The 21,099-nt window shown below is 64.9% G+C and carries 24 protein-coding genes; 10 read left to right on the top strand and 14 right to left on the bottom strand.

Annotated features, from left to right (window positions below):
- Positions 1 to 16: 16 nt before the first annotated feature.
- Together KYX69_RS04010 and KYX69_RS04015 are read left to right on the top strand one after the other, a co-directional pair.
- A complete protein-coding gene (locus KYX69_RS04010) occupies positions 17 to 1,678 on the top strand; it encodes an MFS transporter (protein WP_300494011.1) in 1,662 nt (553 codons plus the stop codon).
- Complete coding sequence (locus tag KYX69_RS04015; protein ID WP_300494014.1) at positions 1,675 to 2,427, top strand: hypothetical protein; 753 nt, start codon at positions 1,675 to 1,677, stop codon at positions 2,425 to 2,427. The genes KYX69_RS04010 and KYX69_RS04015 overlap by 4 nt, the downstream gene beginning before the upstream one ends.
- On the opposite strand, the gene KYX69_RS04020 is transcribed toward KYX69_RS04015, so the two are convergent.
- The 9 genes from KYX69_RS04020 to KYX69_RS04055 form a co-directional block, all read right to left on the bottom strand.
- Positions 2,424 to 2,864 carry a DUF6628 family protein gene (locus KYX69_RS04020; protein ID WP_300494017.1) on the bottom strand — a complete coding sequence of 147 codons (441 nt, stop codon included), beginning with the start codon at positions 2,862 to 2,864 and terminating at the stop codon, positions 2,424 to 2,426. The two genes, KYX69_RS04015 and KYX69_RS04020, sit on opposite strands and share 4 nt — an antisense overlap.
- Before the next feature lie 66 nt (positions 2,865 to 2,930).
- Positions 2,931 to 4,244 (bottom strand): bifunctional folylpolyglutamate synthase/dihydrofolate synthase, encoded by a 1,314-nt coding sequence (locus KYX69_RS04025; RefSeq protein ID WP_300494020.1) that lies wholly within the window; start codon positions 4,242 to 4,244, stop codon positions 2,931 to 2,933.
- 64 nt (positions 4,245 to 4,308) lie between these two features.
- Positions 4,309 to 4,956, bottom strand: a complete 648-nt coding sequence (locus KYX69_RS04030) for a PolC-type DNA polymerase III (protein WP_300494022.1) — start codon at positions 4,954 to 4,956, stop codon at positions 4,309 to 4,311.
- A 208-nt stretch (positions 4,957 to 5,164) separates the two neighbouring features.
- Entirely contained in the window at positions 5,165 to 5,581 is a 417-nt protein-coding gene (locus KYX69_RS23175; RefSeq protein ID WP_367280180.1) for an endonuclease domain-containing protein, read from the bottom strand.
- Positions 5,473 to 6,333 (bottom strand): acetyl-CoA carboxylase, carboxyltransferase subunit beta, encoded by an 861-nt coding sequence (accD, locus tag KYX69_RS04035; RefSeq protein ID WP_257845588.1) that lies wholly within the window; start codon positions 6,331 to 6,333, stop codon positions 5,473 to 5,475. Before accD ends, KYX69_RS23175 begins: the two co-directional genes overlap by 109 nt.
- Positions 6,330 to 7,133, bottom strand: coding sequence for a tryptophan synthase subunit alpha (trpA, locus tag KYX69_RS04040; RefSeq protein ID WP_300494027.1), 804 nt, complete (start codon positions 7,131 to 7,133; stop codon positions 6,330 to 6,332). The genes accD and trpA overlap by 4 nt, the downstream gene beginning before the upstream one ends.
- Entirely contained in the window at positions 7,130 to 7,510 is a 381-nt protein-coding gene (locus tag KYX69_RS04045) for a hypothetical protein (RefSeq protein WP_300494029.1), read from the bottom strand. Before KYX69_RS04045 ends, trpA begins: the two co-directional genes overlap by 4 nt.
- A complete protein-coding gene (gene trpB, locus KYX69_RS04050) occupies positions 7,507 to 8,736 on the bottom strand; it encodes a tryptophan synthase subunit beta (protein WP_300494031.1) in 1,230 nt (409 codons plus the stop codon). Before trpB ends, KYX69_RS04045 begins: the two co-directional genes overlap by 4 nt.
- Positions 8,737 to 8,892: 156 nt before the next feature.
- Complete coding sequence (locus KYX69_RS04055; protein ID WP_300494033.1) at positions 8,893 to 9,345, bottom strand: GatB/YqeY domain-containing protein; 453 nt, start codon at positions 9,343 to 9,345, stop codon at positions 8,893 to 8,895.
- Positions 9,346 to 9,478: 133 nt separating this feature from the next.
- On the opposite strand from KYX69_RS04055, the gene carA reads away from it, so the two are divergent.
- The 4 genes from carA to greA all read left to right on the top strand — a co-directional run bounded on the left by carA (position 9,479) and on the right by greA (position 15,046).
- Entirely contained in the window at positions 9,479 to 10,639 is a 1,161-nt protein-coding gene (gene carA / locus KYX69_RS04060; protein ID WP_300494036.1) for a glutamine-hydrolyzing carbamoyl-phosphate synthase small subunit, read from the top strand.
- Entirely contained in the window at positions 10,636 to 11,154 is a 519-nt protein-coding gene (locus KYX69_RS04065) for a hypothetical protein (RefSeq protein WP_300494039.1), read from the top strand. The genes carA and KYX69_RS04065 overlap by 4 nt, the downstream gene beginning before the upstream one ends.
- Complete coding sequence (gene carB / locus KYX69_RS04070; protein ID WP_300494041.1) at positions 11,154 to 14,486, top strand: carbamoyl-phosphate synthase large subunit; 3,333 nt, start codon at positions 11,154 to 11,156, stop codon at positions 14,484 to 14,486. The genes KYX69_RS04065 and carB overlap by 1 nt, the downstream gene beginning before the upstream one ends.
- 83 nt (positions 14,487 to 14,569) lie before the next feature.
- Positions 14,570 to 15,046: a transcription elongation factor GreA gene (gene greA / locus KYX69_RS04075; protein WP_300494042.1), complete on the top strand. Its 477-nt coding sequence runs from the start codon at positions 14,570 to 14,572 to the stop codon at positions 15,044 to 15,046.
- Between the two features lie 123 nt (positions 15,047 to 15,169).
- Here greA and KYX69_RS04080 read toward each other — a convergent pair whose 3' ends face one another.
- The 5 genes from KYX69_RS04080 to KYX69_RS04100 form a co-directional block, all read right to left on the bottom strand.
- On the bottom strand, positions 15,170 to 15,388 hold the full coding sequence (locus tag KYX69_RS04080) for a DUF4170 domain-containing protein (protein WP_066682012.1): 219 nt from the start codon (positions 15,386 to 15,388) through the stop codon (positions 15,170 to 15,172).
- Between the two features lie 98 nt (positions 15,389 to 15,486).
- Positions 15,487 to 15,816 (bottom strand): hypothetical protein, encoded by a 330-nt coding sequence (locus KYX69_RS04085; RefSeq protein ID WP_300494045.1) that lies wholly within the window; start codon positions 15,814 to 15,816, stop codon positions 15,487 to 15,489.
- The gene (locus tag KYX69_RS04090) at positions 15,813 to 16,172 is read right to left on the bottom strand and encodes a hypothetical protein (protein WP_300494047.1); all 360 of its coding nucleotides are present in this window, start codon (positions 16,170 to 16,172) and stop codon (positions 15,813 to 15,815) included. Before KYX69_RS04090 ends, KYX69_RS04085 begins: the two co-directional genes overlap by 4 nt.
- Positions 16,169 to 16,510, bottom strand: a complete 342-nt coding sequence (locus KYX69_RS04095; protein ID WP_300494050.1) for a phage holin family protein — start codon at positions 16,508 to 16,510, stop codon at positions 16,169 to 16,171. Before KYX69_RS04095 ends, KYX69_RS04090 begins: the two co-directional genes overlap by 4 nt.
- Before the next feature lie 18 nt (positions 16,511 to 16,528).
- Positions 16,529 to 17,050 (bottom strand): DUF883 C-terminal domain-containing protein, encoded by a 522-nt coding sequence (locus KYX69_RS04100; RefSeq protein ID WP_300494053.1) that lies wholly within the window; start codon positions 17,048 to 17,050, stop codon positions 16,529 to 16,531.
- A 154-nt stretch (positions 17,051 to 17,204) separates the two neighbouring features.
- Between KYX69_RS04100 and eno the strand changes: the two genes are divergently transcribed.
- From eno to pdhA, 4 genes are all read left to right on the top strand, one after another.
- Positions 17,205 to 18,482: a phosphopyruvate hydratase gene (eno, locus tag KYX69_RS04105; RefSeq protein WP_300494056.1), complete on the top strand. Its 1,278-nt coding sequence runs from the start codon at positions 17,205 to 17,207 to the stop codon at positions 18,480 to 18,482.
- A gap of 31 nt (positions 18,483 to 18,513) precedes the next feature.
- The gene (locus KYX69_RS04110) at positions 18,514 to 18,825 is read left to right on the top strand and encodes a septum formation initiator family protein (protein WP_300494059.1); all 312 of its coding nucleotides are present in this window, start codon (positions 18,514 to 18,516) and stop codon (positions 18,823 to 18,825) included.
- A gap of 60 nt (positions 18,826 to 18,885) precedes the next feature.
- Positions 18,886 to 19,950 carry an acyltransferase gene (locus KYX69_RS04115; RefSeq protein ID WP_300494061.1) on the top strand — a complete coding sequence of 355 codons (1,065 nt, stop codon included), beginning with the start codon at positions 18,886 to 18,888 and terminating at the stop codon, positions 19,948 to 19,950.
- An 86-nt stretch (positions 19,951 to 20,036) separates the two neighbouring features.
- Positions 20,037 to 21,098: a pyruvate dehydrogenase (acetyl-transferring) E1 component subunit alpha gene (pdhA, locus tag KYX69_RS04120; RefSeq protein ID WP_300494064.1), complete on the top strand. Its 1,062-nt coding sequence runs from the start codon at positions 20,037 to 20,039 to the stop codon at positions 21,096 to 21,098.
- Position 21,099 lies beyond the last annotated feature (1 nt).

The following is a 21,099-nucleotide window of genomic DNA, read 5'->3' on the forward strand; positions in this document are numbered from 1 at the left end:
GAGTTTGGGGGATTGCATGAATGACGCGGTGACGCCGGCCAGTGGATCGTTGATCGACGGCATCCGGCCCTATTTCGAAAAGGCACCGCTCGCCGCGCTGGCGCTCGGCATCTCGTCCGGCTTCCCCTTTGCGATGATCGGCGCGACGTTGACCACGCGGCTGGCGCAGGACGGGATCACCAAGTCGGCGGTGACCGCGTTCGCGCTGACCTTCCTTGCCTACAACCTCAAATGGGCGTGGGCGCCGGTGGTGGACAAGTTCCGGATCCCAGTGCTGGGCGCAATCGGGATGCGGCGCAGCTGGCTGATCGTCACCGGGGCGCTGGTCGCGGCCGCAGTGGTGTTTCTGGGCAGCCTCGATCCGACCGCATCGCTCGGCTGGGTCGTGGCGGCGGCGATCATGGTTGGTCTTGCCGGAGCGACGTTCGACATCGTGATCGACGCCTATCGCATCGAACTGCTCGAACCGCGCCAGTTGGGTATCGGGTCGGGCATGTCGCAATATGGCTGGCGGATCGGGTCGGCCGGAGCGGGCGGGCTGGCGCTGTATGTCGCGGACGGGGCGGGATGGGGTGTCGCCTATGCCGCCTGCGCGATCTTTGCGCTGCCCGCGATCCTCGCCGGACTGATCGTGGGTGAGCCGGAGCGCAAGGTGAGCCGCGAATGGCCCGAGCGGATGGCGCAGCGCGCCTATCTCGCCTTCATCCTCGCCTTTGTCCCGCTCTACCTCGTCGCGCGGTGGGTAGATCAGGCGCTGGGGGTCAACATCCTCTCCAACATGGTGTTGGTCGGCTATCTTTTCCCGTTGTTCGACCTGACCGCCCGGCGGGCACGTGATGCCGGCAAGCCCAGCGCCTTGTCCTGGATCGGGCTGATCCCGGTGCTAGGCGTCGCTGCGGGACTGTGGCGGGGGTGGAGCGACCCGCTGGCTGTCGTATTGTGTGTCGTAGGCGTAGCGGTTTTGCTGGGCATCGCCGCGCTTAAACCCAAAGCATCTGCGCTCACCGGCGAAGACAAGATGGGGCCGCTGGTCGAATTCTTCCGCCGCGAAGGCGGGCTGGTCATTCTGTTGTTCGTCCTGGTGCACAAGCTTGGCGATACGCTCGCCAATTTGACGCTGCGGCTGCTGTTCAACGATCTCGGTTACACCAATACTGAGATCGCGTTTTACGACGTGCTCATCGGGTTCGTCGCGCTGCTGGCTGGTATTTTCGTTGGCGGGGTGCTGTTTGCGAAACTAGGTATGAAGAGGTCGGTACTGCTCAGCCTGTTCCTGATGATGATTTCCAACGCCAGCTTTGCATGGCTGGCGGCGAGCGGGAAGAGCAACATCGGAATGGCGCTAGCGATGGGGTTCGAGAATTTCGCGAGCGGCGTGGGTGGGGTGTGCGTCGTCGCCTACCTCTCGGCACTGTGCAATCTCAGCTTCACTGCGACGCAGTTCGCACTGCTCTCGGCGGCTGCCAGTATTATCGGGCGGCTGCTGTCGGGTACCGGTGCCGGGCAGATGATCGAGGGCATGGGATATGTGAACTATTATCTGTTCACGACCGTGCTGGCGCTGCCCGGGGTGCTGTTGTTCTGGTGGATGATGGCATCCGGGTTGGTTGACCGGTCGATCGGCAATGCCGGGACCGAGGGCGAGGGCGATGCACGGGCGGAGAAGGTCCGGGCATGATCGCCTATCTCGCCGTGATCGGCATTCAGGTCGCGCTGGTCGTGCATCTCGTCAAGACGGGCCGCAATACCTTGTGGCTCGCGGCGCTGATCTTCCTGCCGGTGGTGGGCAGCATCGCTTATATCATCGTCGAGATTCTGCCGGGACTGGTGAGCAACCGGCATGTGCGCACCGCGCGGGCGAAGGCGGTGGCGGCGCTCGACCCGGAGCGCGAGTTGCGCGCGGCGCGCGATGCGCTCGACCTGGCCGACACGGTGGCGAACAAGGTCCGGCTGGGCGATGCCTGTGCCGAGCTCGGGCGGTGGAGCGAGGCGGAGGCCGCCTATCGCGATGCGCGCAGCGGGGTTCCGGGTGATGCCGCGATCGAGCGCAAGATCGCGCGGGCGGTGTTTGAGCAGGGACATGCCGCCGAGGCGCTGGCGCTGATCGACGCGCTCGATCCCCCGTCTGGCCAGTCCGAGCGGGACCGGTTGTCGCTGCTGCGCGCGCGCATGCTGGAGCATCTTGGCCGCGCGCAGGAGGCGCTGGACCTATATGCTGACATCGTGACCCGCCTGCCCGGCGAAGAGGCGCGGTGCCGCTATGCCGCGCTGCTGCTGGCGCAGGGATGGGAGAACAAGGCGCGCACGCAGCTGGAAGAGGTCGAGGCGCGGGCGCGGCGGCTCGACCGGCAGCAGCGCGCGGCGGAGGCGGAGATGTATCGCTGGGCCGCTGATACGCTTGCGCAACTGCGCGCGCGGGACAGCTAAGCCTCCACCGGCATCCCGGCGTCGGCGAAGGCGTTGGCGAGCGCGTGTGCCGTTGCCAGCACGCCATCGACGCGGCGGATGCCGAGCAGGTCAGACAGGAGCAGGCGGGCGCGTTCGCTGTCGCGTTCGACGCTGGCGATGACTTCGAGCAGCGCGGCTTCGGATGCGGTCATGCGGGCGCAGCACCACGGGGCGATCTGGATCGGGCCGGCGCTGGCCGTCGACATTTCGGCCATCAATGTGCGGAGCAGCAGGAGCGGGCGGCGGAAGCCCTTGCCGAAGGCGGTGACGAAGGCGTGGGCGGCGGCCGCGTCGCACAGGCCGTGCGCGCCAAGCTGACGGATGCCGAACAGCAGCAGGCGGGCGGCGGGATCCTCGGGCTGGAGCCGGGGCAGGAGGGCGCCGAGGGTTTCGGCGCGGGCGGGGGATTGGCGCAACGGGCGACTCCTTGTGCTGGAGTGCCAGTGTGCCAATCTTCTATTGATAGTCAATCGCAATAAGGATCAGTCGGGGAGTTCGTCGTTTGCACGGAGCACTTCACCGGCGAGGTAGAGCGAGCCGAGGATGAGGACGAGCGGGGCGTCCGCATGAATGCCAGCAAGCGCGGTCGGGACGTCCGGGGCGGTGGCGGTAATGGGGATGCCGAGCGCGCGGGCGGTGGCGGCGAGGTCGGCCGGGTCGTGGTGAGCGTGGCCGGGGACCGGGACTGCGGTGAAGCTGGCGGCGAGTGGGGCGAAGGGGGCGAGCAGGCCGGTCGCGTCCTTGTTCGACAACATGCCGAGGATCAGGTGCGCAGATCGGCCGTCTGCGACCTGTGCCAGCGTGGCGCTGACCGACTGAGCGGCGGCTTCGTTATGGCCGCCGTCCAGCCAGATTTCGGCTCCGGCTGGCAGGCGCGCGTGGAGTGGGCCGGGGGTCAGACGCTGCATCCGCGCGGGCCAGCGGGCGGCGGTGGCGGCGGCGGCGAAGGCGCTGTGGGGAATCTCCAGCACGCGTTGGTGGCGCAACGTGGCGATGGCGAGCGCGAGGTTGGCGGGCTGATGCGGGCCGGCGAGGGTCGGGAGCGGGGTCGCGACCTCGCCCCGCGCGTCGCGGTAGATCAGGCGATCGGGGGTGACGGTGAAGTCCCAGGCGGTGCCGCGCGCGTGGACCGGGGCGTTCGCGGCGGCCGCGACCTCCGCGATGCGCGCGGTTACGCTGTTGCCATAGGCCATGGTGACGAGCGGGACGCCGGGCTTGGCGATGCCGGCCTTTTCCCCCGCAATGGCTTCGGGGGTGTCGCCGAGGAACGCCTGATGGTCGATGCCGAGCTGGGCGATGGCGCAGGCGGCCGGGGCGGGGATGACGTTGGTGGCGTCGAGGCGGCCGCCCAGACCCACCTCGATAATGCAGGCGTCCGCCGGGGTGCGGGCGAAGGCGAGGAAAGCGGCGGCGGTGGTGACCTCAAAGAAGCTCGCGCCGATGTCGCCGCCGGCATCGAGCACCTGTTCGAGCAGGGTGGCGAGGGTGGCATCGTCGATCAGCTGGCCGGCGAGACGGATGCGTTCGTTGAAGCGAACCAGATGCGGGCTGGAATAGACATGCGCGGTGAGCCCCGCAGCCTCGACCGCGGCGCGGAGGAAGGCGCAGGTCGACCCCTTGCCGTTGGTCCCCGCGACATGAAGCACGGGCGGGAGGTTGCGGTGCGGGTTGCCGATCCGGTCGAGCAGCGCAGTGATGCGGCTGAGGCCGAGGACATCGGCACCGGGGCCGAGCGCCCAGAGGCGGTCGAGCTGGCGTTGGACGGCGGGGGAGGAAGAGGTCGCGTGATCGGGCATTGCGCGGGTGTATAGCGGGTGTGGGGGCGGTGGGGAGGGGTTGTGTGCGCGGAGGTTTGGCGCGTCATTTATGGCTGCGCAGTTTACGAGCCGCCGCCGTGTACACGATTAAGGTTCGGTGACAGTCGCCTAGCGCGCGGTGTGCGTTTTCGAGCGACAACCCGCCGTCTCGAGCCAGTTCTGCAAGCTTGTAGCTGCGCCGCCCCGGCCATGCACGACGCGCCATTTTCAGTGCGCAGCAAACTTCATTCGCGAAGCTCTCAGTCTCGACGCGTCGGCAAGCTGACTTCAAGAATCCATCATCAAAATCGGCATTGTAGGCGATGAGGGGTAGTTCGCCGACAAAGGCTCGAAACTCCCTTAGCGCCTGATCGAGCGGCAGCCCGTCGCGCTTGACCATTTCGCGATTAATGCCGGTGATGTCCGTGATGCGCGCCGATATCCGCCCCTGCGGGATGACGAAGGTTTGAAACGTCTCATGCATATCCGAGTCTCGGTTGGCTCGGATTGCCCCAATCTCAATAATCTCGTGGCTGTCGGGATTCAGTCCAGTCGTTTCGAAATCGAAGATAACGAAGCGCTCTGGCAGCATTGAAAGATCGATGGCTGTAGCGCTTTCGCACTCCTGATTAGGTGCAACCTTTTTCAAGTTCGCGCCAAGCAGCCAAAGCGCCAGAATGGCAACGATCAGGATGACGGCTGCGGTTTCCATCTGGGTCCTCCAAATCGTAGCTACAGCCCAGCTTGGCCACTGAGTGAAGGTGGAGCAAGGCTTCGACGACGATGAGCGGGGCGGCGGGCACTGGGGGGAGGATTCGGCTGGAATAGCGACGCTCGATAGCCCCTCCCCTTCAGGGGAGGGGTTGGGGTGGGGCAGTCTTGGCGTCGTCGGGCGACCTGTCGGGAAGTGCTTTCAGCTTCTACAGGATCGTCTGAAGCACGCCTTCGATATTGTCCCGCACCTCGGCATTTGTGAAGCGGAGCGTGGTGACGCCGGAGCGGAGGATGAAGATGTCGCGCGCTTCGTCGCGGTCGGCGCGGTGAGTGTTTCCGTTGAGTTCGACGACCAGGCCTTTGGCCGGGCAGAAGCAGTCGGCAATATAGGGGGCGAACTTGTGCTGGCGGCGGAATTTGTGGTCGTCGAGCTGGCGGTTCGAGAGGTGGCGTGGTCCATGGTTCCCCTCCCGCTTTCGGGAGGGGAGATTATGGCGCGCCCTTCCCCAACAGGTTACGCCGCCGCCTTTTCCTCCACCAGCAACCCGATCAGCGCGCCGAGCTTTTCGCGCAGGTCCTTGCGGTGGACGACCATGTCGATCAGGCCGTGGTCGAGATAATATTCGCTGGTCTGGAAATCGTCGGGCAGCTTTTCGCGGATCGTGCTTTCGATCACGCGGCGGCCGGTGAAAGCAAGCGTCGCCTTGGGCTCGGCAATCTGGACGTCGCCGAGCATCGCGTAGGCCGCCATCACGCCGCCCGAGGTGGGGTCGGTCAGCACGACGATATAGGGCAGGCCGGCGTCGTGGAGCATCGAGATGGCGACGGTGGTGCGCGGCATCTGCATGAGGCTGAGGATCCCCTCCTGCATGCGCGCGCCGCCGCTGGCGGTGAAGACGATGTAGGGCGCGCGGGCGCCGATCGCGGCCTCGACCCCTGCGATGAAGGCTTCGCCGACCGCCTGGCCCATGGATCCGCCCATGAAGGCGAAATCCTGCACGCCGATCACCGCGCGCTGGCCGAGGATCGTGCCGCTGGCGTTGAGGAACGCGTCCTGCTCGCCGGTGCTGGCGCGGGCGGCCTTGATGCGGGCGGGATAGGGCTTCTGGTCGCGGAATTTGAGCGGGTCTTCGGCGACCTTGGGGTTCGGGAGCACGGTGTAGCTGCCCGCGTCGAACAATTGCTCAAACCGCGCGCGGCCGCCGATGCGCTCATGATGGTCGCAGATCGGGCAGACCGACTGGTTTTCCTGCAGCTCCTTGACGAACACCATCTGCCCGCACCCCTTGCACTTGTGCCACAGGTTGTCGGGCGTCTCCGCCTTGTTCGGGATGACGAGCGAGATCGCGTTGCGGACGCGGGTGAGCCAGCTCATGCGGCGGTTTCCTTGCGTGCTGCGGCCAGCGCGGCCGACAGGGATTGGATATAGGTGCGGACGGCGGCGGGGGCATGGGCGCCCTCTGCCGCGATGATGTCGATGATCGCCGAGCCGACGACGACGCCATCGGCGACGCGGCCGATCGCGGCGGCCTGTTCCGGCGTGCGGACACCGAAGCCGACCGCGACGGGGAGGTCGGTGGCGGCTTTCAGGCGGGCGACGGCGGCTTCGATGCTGTCCTGCGCCGCCTGCTGCTTGCCGGTGATGCCGGCGACCGAGACGTAATAGAGAAAGCCGCTCGCGCCATCGAGCACGGCGGGCAGGCGCGCGGCGTCGGTGGTGGGGGTGGCGAGGCGAATGGTGGCGATGCCATGCGGGGCGAAGGCGGCGATCTCGTCGGCTTCCTCCGCCGGGATATCGACGATGATCGCGCCGTCGACCCCTGCGTCCGCTGCCTTTTGCGCGAAGGCTTCGGGCGTCGGGCGGGTCATGGTGTTGGCATAGCCCATCAGCACCAGCGGGGTTTCCGGGTGGCGCTGACGGAAGGCGGCGGCGATGGCGAGCACGTCGGCGGTGCGGGTGCCGGCGGCGAGGCTGCGCAGGTTCGCGGCCTGAATCGCCGGGCCATCGGCCATCGGATCGGTGAACGGCATGCCGAGCTCGATCACATCGGCCCCGCCTGTGACGAGCGCGTCGAGGATCGCGGCGGTGTCGCCGTCACCCGCTGTGACGAAGGTGACGAGCGCGGCGCGGTGATCGCACGCGGCGGCGGCGAAAGTGGTGGCGAGGCGGGTCACGTGCGCCTCCGGTAAGCGGTTGAATGGAGGCCCATTGCTAGCGCAATGAGAAGCGACACCAAGAGCGCCTTCACAAGATCACGTTCCATATTCGGAAAAATTGCCCATAGCCCAAGGCGCAGCGCGAGAAAGATGACAAAATAAAGGGACGCGAGTTTCACAGCGTCCCAAGGTCGAAGTCTTACCTCGCCTTTTAGCAGGCGGACAAAGCTGGACGTCATCCAGAGGACCCCGCCGACAAAAACCGCGATGGCTCCACCTATCGCGATAGTGTCTGTCGAGCCTTCGTCAATCACATATCGAAGGGCGAACGACGCCAATACGACGACCATTCCGATGCCGCACAGGCCGAGGCCAATGCGTTTTAGCTGCTTCATATCTCCACCCCCAGCGCCTCGGCGACGGTGAAGATGTCCTTGTCGCCGCGGCCGCAGAGGTTGGCGAGGATCACCTGATCTGCCCGCATTTCCCGTGCCTTTTTCGCGACGGCTGCGATCGCGTGCGAAGGCTCCAGCGCGGGGATGATGCCTTCGGTGCGGCAGAGCAGCTGGAAGGCGTCGAGCGCTTCGGTGTCGGTCACGCTGGTGTAGGTGACGCGGCCGATGTCCTTGAGCCAGGCATGTTCGGGGCCGATGCCGGGATAGTCGAGGCCGGCGCTGATCGAATGCGCTTCGGTGATCTGGCCGTCCTCGTCCTGCAGCAGATAGGTCTTGTTGCCGTGGAGGATACCGGGTTCGCCGCCAGCGAGGCTGGCAGCGTGTTTCTTGTTCAGGCCTTCGCCAGCGGCTTCGACGCCGAGCATCGCGACATCGGCATCGTCGAGGAACGGGTGGAACAGGCCGATCGCGTTGCTGCCCCCGCCGATCGCGGCGACGAGCAGGTCGGGGAGGCGACCGGTGCGGGCGAGCATCTGCGCGCGCGCTTCCTTGCCGATCACGCTCTGAAAATCGCGGACCAGTTCAGGATAGGGGTGCGGGCCGGCGGCGGTGCCGATGATGTAAAACGTGTCATGGACGTTGGCGACCCAGTCGCGCAGCGCCTCGTTCATCGCATCCTTAAGCGTACCTGCGCCGCTGGTGACCGGGCGGACTTCGGCGCCGAGCAGCTTCATGCGGAAGACGTTCGGCTGCTGGCGCGACACGTCCTTGCCGCCCATGAAGATGGTGCAGGGCAGGCCGAAGCGCGCGCAGACGGTAGCGGTGGCGACGCCGTGCTGGCCCGCGCCGGTCTCCGCGATGATCCGCGTCTTGCCCATGCGGATCGCGAGCAGGATCTGGCCGATGCAATTGTTGATCTTGTGCGCGCCGGTATGGTTGAGCTCGTCGCGCTTGAACCAGATTTCGGCGCCCATGCCGTCGGGTGCGTTTTCGCGAAGCGCTTCGGTGAGCCGTTCGGCGTAATAGAGCGGGCTGGGGCGGCCGACATAATGTTCGAGCAGGTCGTCGAACTGCGCGGCAAAGGCGGGGTCTGCCTTGGCGGCCTTATACTCGCGCTCGAGGTCGAGGACGAGCGGCATCAGCGTTTCGGCGACATAGCGCCCGCCGAACTGGCCGAAATGGCCGCGATCATCGGGCTGGGCGCGGAAGGAGTTGGGTGCGTTCATGATGAGGGGCGTTTAGGCGGGGATTGCCGCGACGCCAAGCATTGTTGGCGGAAGGAATTCTTGGGTGGGGTTCGGGGAGAGTGGGCAGGCCCTCCCCCGACCCCTCCCGCAAGCGGGGGGGGAGATTATGGCGTGCGGCGCCTCGCCGCCAGCCCCTCAGCTAAGCGCGGCCTTTACCAGGCCGCTGGCCTTGCTCATGTCGAGGCTGCTGGCGTGACGGGCTTTGAGTTCGGCCATCACGCGGCCCATGTCCTTCATGCCGGTGGCGCCGAGGTCGGTCTTGATCGCTTCGATCGCGGCCTTCGTTTCCTCCTCGCTCATCTGGGCGGGGAGGAAGCCTTCGATCACTGCGACCTCGGCCTTTTCCTTGTCGGCCAGTTCCTGGCGGCCGCCCTTTTCGAACATCTCGATCGATTCGCGGCGCTGTTTCACCATTTTCTGCAGCACTTCGACGACCAGCGCGTCGTCGTCGGCGACGGGGCTTTGCGTGCGCGCTTCGATGTCGCGGTTCTTGATCGCGCTCTGGATCAGGCGGATGGCGGCGGTGCCGTCCTTGTCGCCGCCCTTCATGGCGGTGACGAGGGCGGCCTTGATGTCGTCGCGGATCATTTGGTTTATCTCTCAACTGAATCGGAATTTGCCCCAGATAGTCGCGACAGGCGGTTGACGCGAGGGGGGTAGCGGTCTAGCGGGCAGCGCTTAGCGACATCGCCGGAAAAACTGACAGGAGCGACCTTCTCTGATGGCCGAAGCCACGCCTATTATCGTGCCTGAAGGAGCTACAGGCGTTCTGGTTCTCGCGAGCGGCGAGGTCATCTGGGGCCGTGGATTCGGGGCCGAGGGCGCGGCGGCGGGGGAAGTCTGCTTCCACACCGCGATGACCGGATATCAGGAGATCATGACCGACCCGTCGTTCGCGGGCCAGATGATCTGCTTTACCTTCCCGCATATCGGCAATGTCGGCGCGAACCCCGATGACGTGGAGGCGGACAATCCGCACGCGCTGGGCATGATCGTGCGCGAGGATGTAACCGAGCCGAGCAATTTCCGCAGCGTCGAGCATCTCGACACGTGGATGAAGAAGCACAACCGCATCGGCCTGTCGGGGATCGACACCCGCGCGCTGACGCGGCGCATTCGCGGCAAGGGCGCGCCCAATGGGGTGATCGCGCATTCGGCTTCGGGTGAGTTCGATATTCCGGCGCTGGTTGAACAGGCGAAGGCCTGGCCGGGGCTGGAGGGCATGGATCTGGCCATCACCGTCACCACCGAAACGCATTTCGGGTGGGAAGGCGGCGTTTGGCGGCTGGGCTTTGGGTATGAGGTCGATGGCGATGGCGCGCGGCCGCATGTCGTGGCGATCGATTATGGATCGAAGCACAATATCTTCCGCAATCTGGTGAAGGCCGGGGCGAAGGTGACGGTGCTGCCCGCAACCGCGACGGCGGAGCAGGTTCTGTCGTTCAACCCCGACGGCATCTTTCTGTCCAACGGACCGGGCGATCCCGCCGCGACGGGCGAATATGCCGTGCCGGTGATCCGCGAATTGCTGGCGACGAAGAAGCCGCTGTTCGGTATCTGCCTGGGCCATCAGCTGCTGGCGCTGGCGGTGGGCGCGCAGACGACCAAGATGTTCCAGGGGCATCGCGGCGCGAACCACCCGGTCAAGCGGCTGAGCGACGGCGCGGTCGAGATCACGTCGATGAACCACGGCTTTGCGGTCGAAAGCGCGACGCTGCCCGCAGGCGTGGTCGAGACGCATGTGTCGCTGTTCGACGGCAGCAATTGCGGGATCGAGATCGACGGCGGACGGGCGTTTTCGGTGCAGTACCACCCCGAGGCGTCGCCGGGGCCGCAGGATAGTTTCTATCTATTTGAGCGGTTTGTGGGGATGTTGCGGTGAAGTCGGGGCTTCAGCAGGGGCACGCAGATGGCCTTTGCGGCATCTATGCAATCCTGAACTTCCTATGCGATTGCGCCGAATGGAAGAGTGAGAAGCCAGACGACGCCCTGCGGTATGTGCTGGACGCCGTTCACAGCTTTGGCTGGCTCACCCCTTATACTCTGACTGCTGGTTTTGAAGCTTACCAGCTGCGGGCAATCCTGGATCGGCTTTTCGACAACTATCGGATGGGCTTTCGGGCGGTGCCTTTGCAGGATGTTGTTCGTGGGCATCCGAAGCTGGCAGCTTATGAGTTGCTCAAGGCTCTACTCGACAAAGACTGCGCAGTGATTTGTGGACATGATTCCGCGCACTGGCTTCTGCTCAAAACGACAAAGGCGGGTCATGCGGTCTGGGACTCATCAAATCCCGAAAAGCCTTCAAAAAAATTTGATGGGCGTCTGGCGGCATTCTCTCTGGAGAGTGGCGTCGTGATGGTTCCCACGTCAGCTCCTGTTGCAGAGATTACACTCTAATGCCTAAACGCACCGACATCTCCTCCATCCTCGTCATCGGCGCTGGTCCCATTGTGATCGGTCAGGCGTGCGAGTTCGACTATTCGGGCACGCAGGCGATCAAGGCGCTCAAGGAAGAGGGCTATCGCATCGTCCTGGTCAATTCGAACCCGGCGACGATCATGACCGATCCCGAGCTGGCCGACGCGACCTATGTCGAGCCGATCACGCCGGCGGTGGTCGCCAAGATCATCGAGAAGGAGCGGCCCGATGCGGTCCTGCCGACGATGGGCGGGCAGACGGCGCTGAATACCGCGCTGGCGCTGGCGCAGGACGGCACGCTGGAAAAGTTCGGCGTGACCATGATCGGCGCGAATGCCGAGGCGATCGACAAGGCCGAGGATCGGCTGAAGTTCCGCGACGCGATGGACAAGATCGGGCTCGACAGCGCGCGATCGGCGATTGCGCATACCGAGGCCGAGGCGCTGGAGGGGCTGGAGAAGGTCGGGCTGCCGGCGATTATCCGTCCGTCCTTCACGCTGGGCGGCACCGGCGGCGGCATCGCGTATAACAAGGAAGAGTTCATCGAGATCGTCCGCAAGGGCCTGGACGCATCGCCGACGACCGAGGTGCTGATCGAGGAATCGCTGCTCGGTTGGAAGGAATATGAGATGGAGGTCGTGCGCGACAAGCACGACAACTGCATCATCATCTGTTCGATCGAGAATGTCGACGCGATGGGCACCCACACGGGCGATTCGATCACGGTCGCGCCAGCGCTGACGCTGACCGACAAGGAATATCAGATCATGCGCAACGCCAGCATCGCGGTGCTGCGCGAGATCGGCGTCGAGACCGGGGGCTCGAACGTGCAGTTCGCGGTGAACCCGAAGGACGGGCGCCTGATCGTGATCGAGATGAACCCGCGCGTGTCGCGTTCGTCCGCGCTGGCGTCGAAGGCGACGGGCTTCCCGATCGCCAAGGTCGCGGCGAAGCTGGCGGTCGGATACACGCTGGACGAGATCACCAACGACATTACCGGCGCGACCCCGGCGTCGTTCGAGCCGACGATCGACTATGTCGTGACCAAGATCCCGCGCTTTGCGTTCGAGAAATTCAAGGGTGCCGAAGCGACGCTGGGCACCGCGATGAAGTCGGTCGGCGAAGTGATGGCGATCGGCCGCAACATCCATGAATCGATGCAGAAGGCACTGCGCGGGCTGGAGACCGGTCTGTCCGGCTTCAACAATGTGGAGCATCTGCAGGGCGCGCCGCGCGACGTGATCGAGGCGGCGCTGGCGCAGCGCACGCCGGACCGGCTGCTGATTGCGGCGCAGGCGCTGCGTGAGGGCTTCACGGTGGCCGAGGTGCATGCGCTGGCGGCGTACGACCCGTGGTTCCTGGAGCGGATCGCCGAGATCATCGCTGCGGAAGAGGGCGTGTGCCGCAATGGCCTGCCGCAGGATGCGGCGGGGATGCGGCGGCTGAAGGCGATGGGGTTCAGCGACAAGCGACTGGCGTGGCTGGCGCTGCGTTCGGCGAACCTGCGCGAGGGCACGGATGCGATGGCGCGCTCGTCCGGCCTGATCGGTGAGGTCGTCAAGGCGATGACCGGCGGGGTGACCGAGGCGGACGTGCGCAAGCTGCGCCACAAGCTGGGCGTGCGCCCGGTGTTCAAGCGCATCGACACCTGCGCCGCCGAGTTCGATGCGAAGACGCCGTATATGTATTCGACCTATGAGGCCCCGTCCTTTGGCGAGCCCGAGTGCGAGTCGATGCCGACCGAGCGCAAGAAGGTCGTGATCCTGGGCGGCGGGCCGAACCGGATCGGGCAGGGGATCGAGTTCGATTATTGCTGCTGCCATGCCTGCTTCGCGCTGGCGGATGCGGGCTATGAGACGATCATGGTCAACTGCAACCCGGAAACGGTGAGCACCGATTATGATACGTCGGACCGGCTGTATTTCGAGCCGCTGACGGCAGAGGATGTGCTGGAAATCCTGCATGTCGAGATGTCGAACGGCACGCTCGCCGGGGTGATCGTCCAGTTTGGCGGGCAGACGCCGCTCAACCTGGCGCGCGCGCTGGAGCAGGCGGGGATCCCGATCCTGGGCACGAGCCCGGACGCAATCGACCTGGCCGAGGATCGCGAGCTGTTCGCGGACCTGGTGTCGAAGCTGAACCTGAAGCAGCCCAAGAACGGCATCGCGCGCAGCCGCGAAGAGGCGATCGCGGTGGCGGAGCGGATCGGCTATCCGGTGCTGACGCGGCCGAGCTTTGTGCTGGGCGGGCGCGCGATGGAGATCGTCGATACGCCCGAGCAGCTGGATCACTATATCCAGACCGCGGTGCAGGTGTCGGGCGATGCCCCGGTGCTGATCGACCAGTATCTGCGCGACGCGATCGAGGTCGATGTCGATGCGATCAGCGATGGCGACGATGTGGTCGTGGCGGGCGTGCTGCAGCATATTGAGGAGGCGGGGGTCCATTCGGGCGACAGCGCCTGCTCGTTGCCGCCCTATAGCCTGCCCGACGCGATCATTGCGGAGATCGAGCGGCAAGCGGACGCGCTGGCGCGTGCGCTGAAGGTCAAGGGGCTGATGAACATCCAGTTCGCGGTCAAGGACGGCGAGGTGTACCTGATCGAGGTGAACCCGCGCGCGTCGCGCACCGTGCCGTTCGTCGCCAAGGCGATCGGCATCCCGATCGCCAAGATCGCGAGCCGCGTGATGGCGGGCGAGAAGCTGAAGGACCTGCCGAAGATCGACCGGAACATCGATTATATCGCGGTCAAGGAAGCGGTGTTCCCGTTCAACCGCTTCCCCGGCGTCGATCCGGTGCTGTCACCGGAAATGAAGTCGACCGGCGAAGTGATGGGGATCGATCGCGATTTCCCCACGGCCTTTGCCAAGGCGCAGCTGGGCGCGGGGACGGTGTTGCCCAAGGGCGGCAATGTGTTCGTCAGCGTCAAGGACAGCGACAAGCCGGTGGTGCTGCCGGGCGTAAAGCTGCTGGTCGAACAGGGCTTTGCCATCGTCGCAACCGGCGGGACCGCCGATTACCTGACGGCGCAGGGCGTGCCGGTGGAGCGGGTTAACAAGGTGGCGCAGGGCCGCCCGCATATCGTCGACCGCATCCGCGACGGCGATATCGCGTTGATCTTCAACACCACCGAAGGGTGGCAGTCGCTGAAGGACAGCGAGTCGATCCGCGCTTCGGCGTTGTCGCTGAAGATCCCGTATTTCACCACGGCGCCCGCCAGCGTCGCCGCATCACAGGCGATTACCGCCCTGAGTGGCCAGTCCCTTGAAGTCCGTCCCTTGCAGGCCTACTATTCGCAATCGCACAATTGATCCCCCACAACGAAGGTTAGGGTGCGAGCGGGCCGATTGCGGCGCGCCGGGGGAAGGGGCTTTGACGAAGGACAAGTGCTGAAATGGCGACGGTCGAGAAGATGCCGATGCTGGCGGAAGGCTATGAGAAGCTCAACGAGCAGCTCAAGGCGCTGAAAGCCGAGCGTCCGCTGATCGTGGACGCCATCGAGGAAGCGCGCGCGCACGGCGACCTGTCGGAAAACGCCGAATATCATGCGGCGAAAGAGCGGCAGGGTCAGGTCGAGGCGACGATCGCCGATATCGAGGACAAGCTGTCGCGTGCACAGATCATCGATCCGCGTGACCTGTCGGGCGACCGCATCGTGTTCGGCGCGACGGTGACTTTGCTCGACGAGGACGACAAGACGGTGAAATACCAGATCGTCGGCCAGGCCGAAGCGGACGCGAAGACCGGGCGGATCAGCTACAACTCGCCGCTGGGCCGTGCGCTGATCGGCAAGAGCCTGGGCGATGAGGTCGAGGTGACCGTGCCAGCGGGGGACCGCTGGTATGAGGTCAGCAAGATCGAGTTTATCTGACTGAATTCCCCTCCCGCTTGCGGGAGGGGCTAGGGGAGGGCATGTCGCTCTCCCATTGCCGGGGTGCCCGCTTGGACAGGCCCTCCCCCGACCCCTCCCGCGAGCGGGAGGGGAGATTCTGGTTCAGCCCTCTGCTTCGGGCTCCATCAGCCGGTGGAGGTGGACCACCACATATTTCATCTCGGCATCGTCGACCGTGCGCTGCGCGGCGCCGCGCCATGCCTTTTCGGCGCTGGCATAGTCGGGGAAGATGCCGACGACGTCGAGCTTGGTCGGATCCTGGAAATCGAGCGTCATCGGGTCCTTCACGCGACCGCCGAAGACGAGGTGCAGCTTGCTCATAAATGCTCCCGGGGAATGAGATACCGGGACGCCTTAGCGCTGATGTTGCGCTGCACTCAATACCGTGCCGCACCGTAACGGCGCGGCACGGCGAGATATCATGCGTCGGTCTTGCTTGCAGCAGCTTCCTTGGCGGCGGTGAAGGCCGATCCGATGATCTTCCCGATCTGTTCCTTGGCGGCGTCGCGCTGGGGCAGGATCGCATCGATCTCGGCCTTGCCGGCTTCGCGCGCGGCGGCGGCGGCGGCCGTGGCGCCCTCCGCGAGGCGCTTGCCGACGGGGGCCAGCAGGTCCTTTTCCTGTTGCGGACGCGGGATCAGCGCGCCGATCACAGCACCCAGCGCGACCCCGCCGGCGACGAGCGCGATCGGGTTTTTCGTGAGTGCTTCGACAGTGCTGGGCTTTTGCGCCTGGCGGGGAGTGGTCATGTCGATGATCCTTTCTTCGGACGGGTCTTGGTCTGCGATTTGGAGGCGGTGCTGCGCTTGTTCAAACTCGCCTTGGCCGCAGCGGTTGCACCGCCGACCAGCAAGCGTGTGAGCGGGCGGCGCGCGAGGAAGAGCAGGGCAACTCCGGCGACGGTGGCCACCGTGCGCGGATTGGCGCGAACCGTGGCGACGGTGTCGCGCGCGACGCCGATCGCGACATTCTCGACCGCATCCTGCGCCAGCGCCATCGGATTGAGCTTGTCCTGCATCCGCCCGAGCGTGCCAAACAGGCGGGCGCGCGCATTGCGGCTGCGGGCTTCGGCTTCGGTGAGATCGGTGGGGAGCGCTTCGCTCATGGCACGTTCCGGGGGCGGACGGCACGACGATAGCGGGCGAGTGCGGCGCGACCCGCCAAGGCTGCGGCACCGAGCGCGGTGACCACCACGATCAGCGTGGCCAAGGCAGGGCCGACATGCGGGGACAGGATCAGTACCAACCCGACGATCAGTGCAATTGCCGCCGAGTTCGCGAGCAGGAATACCAGCGCGCCCAGGACGAGCGCAGCACGTGCGTCGCTCAGCCGAGCGAGCGCCAGCGCCTTCCAATAGGCAATCTCGGCATCGGCAAAGGCGCGCGCATCGGCGACTGCCTGAGCCGCCAATGCGCCGATGCTGTCATCTTCCCGTTCGTCCACTATGCCCCCCAGGCCATGTTACGCCTTGGTGCTGTCGTTGAGGTCACCCTTGTCGGCCAGGTCGCCAGCCGCATCGAGCCCCGACTTGAGCAGGCGCGCGAGGACGAAGCCGACACCGGCCGCGATGCCGACAGCGACCGCCGGGCTTTTTTTCACGAACTCGCGCGCGTCGTCGAGCAGGTCATCGACCTGTTTGCCCCGCAGCGATTCGGCAAGGCCGGAAATCTGGTCCGCGGCGGAGCGGGCGTATTGGCCATATTGCTCGCCAAGCTTTTCATCCACGGTTCCGGCGGCGTCGCGCATCATGTTCGAAAATTCGTCGAGAGCGCCGGTGGCCTTTTCCTTGCCCGTGTCGGCGAAGGAGCGGGCCTTGTCGCCGGCCTGACCGGCGAGCTTACCCGCCTCATCCCGGACGAACGCGCCAGCGCCGCGCTTGCCTTCTTCACCCGCAGTGCCGGTATTCTTGCTGGGCGGTGTCGCGACCAGTGCGTCGGTCGCGGGGTCCATGCTCTGGTCCTTGGGGAATGTTTCGTCAGCCATCGCTCGAATCCCTTCTAATGGTTCGTCCAGACAACCATGGCGCGGCGCGAGGGTTCCGCGCCATCCGTGATTTGCCCAGCGGCGACGAACGGGATAGAGGCCCGCGCGACACCGGCGCCGCCGGACTCTGGACCCAAGGTAGGGAGGCCATTTCGTGACCGCAATCATCGACATCCATGCACGCCAGATTCTCGACAGCCGGGGCAACCCCACGGTCGAGGTCGATGTGCTGCTCGAAGACGGCAGCTTCGGCCGTGCGGCGGTGCCGTCGGGCGCCTCGACCGGCGCGCATGAGGCGGTCGAAAAGCGCGACGGCGACAAGTCGGTCTATCTCGGCAAGGGTGTGCTCGAGGCGATCGAGGGCGTGAATGGCGAGATCGCCGAGGAGATCACCGGTCTCGACGCCGAGGACCAGGCCGAGATCGACTATGCGATGATCGAGCTGGACGGCACCGAGAACAAGGGGCGGCTGGGCGCAAACGCGATCTTGGGCGTGAGCCTGGCGGTCGCCAAGGCGGCGGCGGATGCGCGCGGCCTGCCGCTGTACCGCTATGTCGGCGGTGTGTCGGCGCATGTTCTTCCCGTTCCGATGATGAACATCATCAATGGTGGCGAGCATGCCGACAATGCGATCGATTTTCAGGAGTTCATGATCGTGCCGGTCGGCGCGGACTCGCTGGCCGAGGCGGTGCGCTGCGGCGCGGAGATTTTCCACACGCTGAAGAAAGGCCTGCACGACAAGGGCCTGTCGACCGCAGTGGGTGACGAGGGCGGGTTCGCGCCGAACATCGCATCGACGCGCGAGGCGCTCGACTTCATCATGGCGAGCATCGAGAAGGCCGGATACAAGCCGGGCGACGACGTGATGCTCGCGCTCGATTGCGCCGCGACCGAATATTATCGCGATGGCGCCTACAAGATGGTGGGTGAGGGCAAGACGCTGACTTCGGCGCAGAATGCCGACTTCCTCGCCGATCTGTGCGCGAACTACCCGATCTTCTCGATCGAAGACGGCATGGCCGAGGACGATTGGGACGGGTGGAAGGCGCTGACCGAGAAGCTGGGCGGCAAGGTCCAGCTGGTCGGTGACGACCTGTTCGTGACCAACCCCAAGCGGCTGAAGCGCGGCATTGATGGTGGCTTTGCCAACTCGCTGCTGGTCAAGGTCAACCAGATCGGCACGCTGACCGAAACGCTGGAGGCGGTGAGCCTCGCGCAGCGTTCGTCCTACACCGCGGTCATGTCGCACCGTTCGGGCGAGACCGAAGATTCGACCATCGCGGATCTCGCGGTTGCGACCAATTGCGGGCAGATCAAGACGGGCTCGCTCGCGCGCTCCGACCGGCTTGCCAAGTACAACCAGCTGATCCGCATTGAGGAAGAGCTTGGCGACGCGTCGGTTTATGCCGGTCGCGGAATTTTACGGGGTTGATCGCCGAATCGGTTTAGGCGAGATTAACCAGATGAGCCGGTCCACTCCGTTCAATACGATCCTGCGTCGCGCCGGCCTGCCGGCTGTGGCGATCATTCTGATGGGCTTTTTTGCCTATTCGGCAGTGCTGGGTCCGAACGGAGTGCTGGTTTACGGCGACTATAAGCGCCAGCTGGAGGTCAAAAAGGCCGAGCTGGCCAAGCTGGAGGCGCAGCGGGCACAGCTGCGTAACCGGGTGGCGCTGCTCAAGCAGAGCGGCGCCGATCCCGACATGGTCGATGAGCTGACCCGCAAGAAACTCAACGTCGTTCACCCCGACGAGGTCATCGTCACCCTCGACTGATCCCGCGATTTGGCGTGATTTGATCCCCCGGGGCGGCTATCGCGGTGCCCGGGGGGCTTTATGAGAGCAGCGGTTCAACCGGGCGATCGGCTCGACTGGCTCGACTATGCGCGCTTCGCGTCCGCGCTGGTCGTGATGCTCTATCACTATCTGGTCGTGGGAACTGACCCGCGGATCGCGCCTGATGTTTCTGGGTTTGGGCTGGCTGCGGAAATCGCCAGCTATGGCCCGATCGCCGTATTCGCGTTCATGCTGATCAGCGGCATGGTGATCACCCAGGTGGCGCAGCAACAGGATGCAGCAACCTTTGCGGTGCATCGAATCGTGCGCGTCTATCCGCTTTATCTGTTCGCAATGATCCTGACTGCAAGCATCGGTTTGTTCGGACCGGAGCGGTTCCATACGACGTGGCGCGAGTTGCTGGCCAACCTGTTCATCAACGCGCCCCTGTTCGGGGAGCGCTATGTCATTGGCATCACCTGGACGCTGGTGCTGGAGGTGGCATTCTACATCGCGGTGTTCGGCGCGATTGTTTCGGGAATGATGCACCGGGTGCAGTATCTCGTCGCGGGATGGGTGATGCTGCTGTTCGCCGGACTCTTCCTGCCGTGGCGGTTGCCGCTGCTGAGTTGGGAATACGCCTTCATCGCTTCGGGCGCGGTGCTGGCACTGTGGTATCAGCGGCGGAACGCGCGGTTAAATCTGGCGCTGCTCGCCCTCTCGCTGGTTCCGGGGCTGGGATATGTTGTCCATACGGCGCGGGCGAGCGGATTTGACCCCTATATCGGAGTGGCGATCACACTGGGGATCGTCGGACTTTTTCTAGGGATGCGAGGCCGCAATCCGCGACTGCCCCATGCGCGGCGGATCGGGCTGATGACCTATTCGCTTTACCTGCTCCATTTTCGCATCGGGCTGACCTTTTTCTTCTGGTGGATGACCGAGGTGAACAAATGGTGGGTGGTGATCGGCACCTGCATCTTCATGGTCGCGCTGAGCTTTCTGGTGGATGATGTGATCGAGTTCCGCCTGCGCGGCCTGTGGAAGCAATGGGTGACGCGCATTGTCGTGGAGCCGATTGCCGCGCTCTACCGGCGCTTGCGGCCAGTGCCAGCCGAACCGTAGCGTTAGATGCGTTCGATACTGCCGGCGCTTGCCATTGCGCCCGGTGCAATATCCGGCCTATAGGGCCGCTTCCATCTTTCCCCAGGATGAGGATCATCGTGGCAAAATCCCCGGCCAAAGGCCGCATTATCGAACCAGCTCCGACCAACCGCGAGCGCCCAAACGAACCAAAACGGTACGAGGCCTCGAAGGAGGAGCTGCTCGAATTCTACCGCCAGATGCTGCTCATCCGCCGTTTCGAGGAAAAGGCGGGCCAGCTCTACGGCCTCGGCTTCATCGGCGGCTTCTGTCACCTGTATATCGGGCAGGAAGCGGTCGCAGTCGGCCTGCAGTCGGCACTGGATGGCGAGAAGGATTCGGTGATTACCGGCTATCGCGACCATGGCCACATGCTCGCATACGGCATCGATCCCAAGGAGATCATGGCTGAGCTGACCGGTCGCGCCGCGGGCATCAGCCGCGGCAAGGGCGGGTCGATGCACATGTTCTCGACCGAGAAGAAGTTCTACGGCGGCCACGGCATCGTCGGCGCGCAGGTCTCGCTCGGCGCCGGCCTTGCCTTTGCGCACAAGTATCGCGGTGACGGTGGCGTCGCCATGGCCTATTTCGGCGACGGTGCCGCGAACCAGGGTCAGGTCTATGAGACCTTCAACATGGCCGAGCTGTGGAAGCTTCCGATCATCTTCGTGATCGAGAACAATCAGTACGCCATGGGCACCAGCGTCAATCGCGCTTCGTCCGAGGACCAGCTGTACAAGCGTGGCGAGAGCTTCCGCATTCCGGGCATCCAGGTCGACGGCATGGACGTGCTGGCGTGCCGTGGTGCAGCCGAGGAAGCGCTGGCGTGGGTCCGTGCGGGCAAGGGGCCGATCATCCTGGAGATGAAGACCTATCGCTATCGCGGCCATTCGATGTCCGACCCGGCCAAATATCGCTCGCGCGACGAGGTTCAGTCGGTGCGCGAGAAGAGCGACCCGATCGAAGGCGTGAAGAAGGAACTCGAAGCGATCGGCGTCAAGGAAGACGAGCTGAAGGCGATCGAGGCCGAGATCCGCAAGGCGGTGAACGAGTCGGCCGACTTTGCCGAGCAGGCACCCGAGCCGGATCCCGCCGAGCTGTATACCGACGTACTGGTGGAGACGTACTGAC

The sequence above is a fragment of the Sphingomonas sp. genome, assembly GCF_030145815.1.
Taxonomy (GTDB): Bacteria; Pseudomonadota; Alphaproteobacteria; order Sphingomonadales; family Sphingomonadaceae; genus Sphingomonas.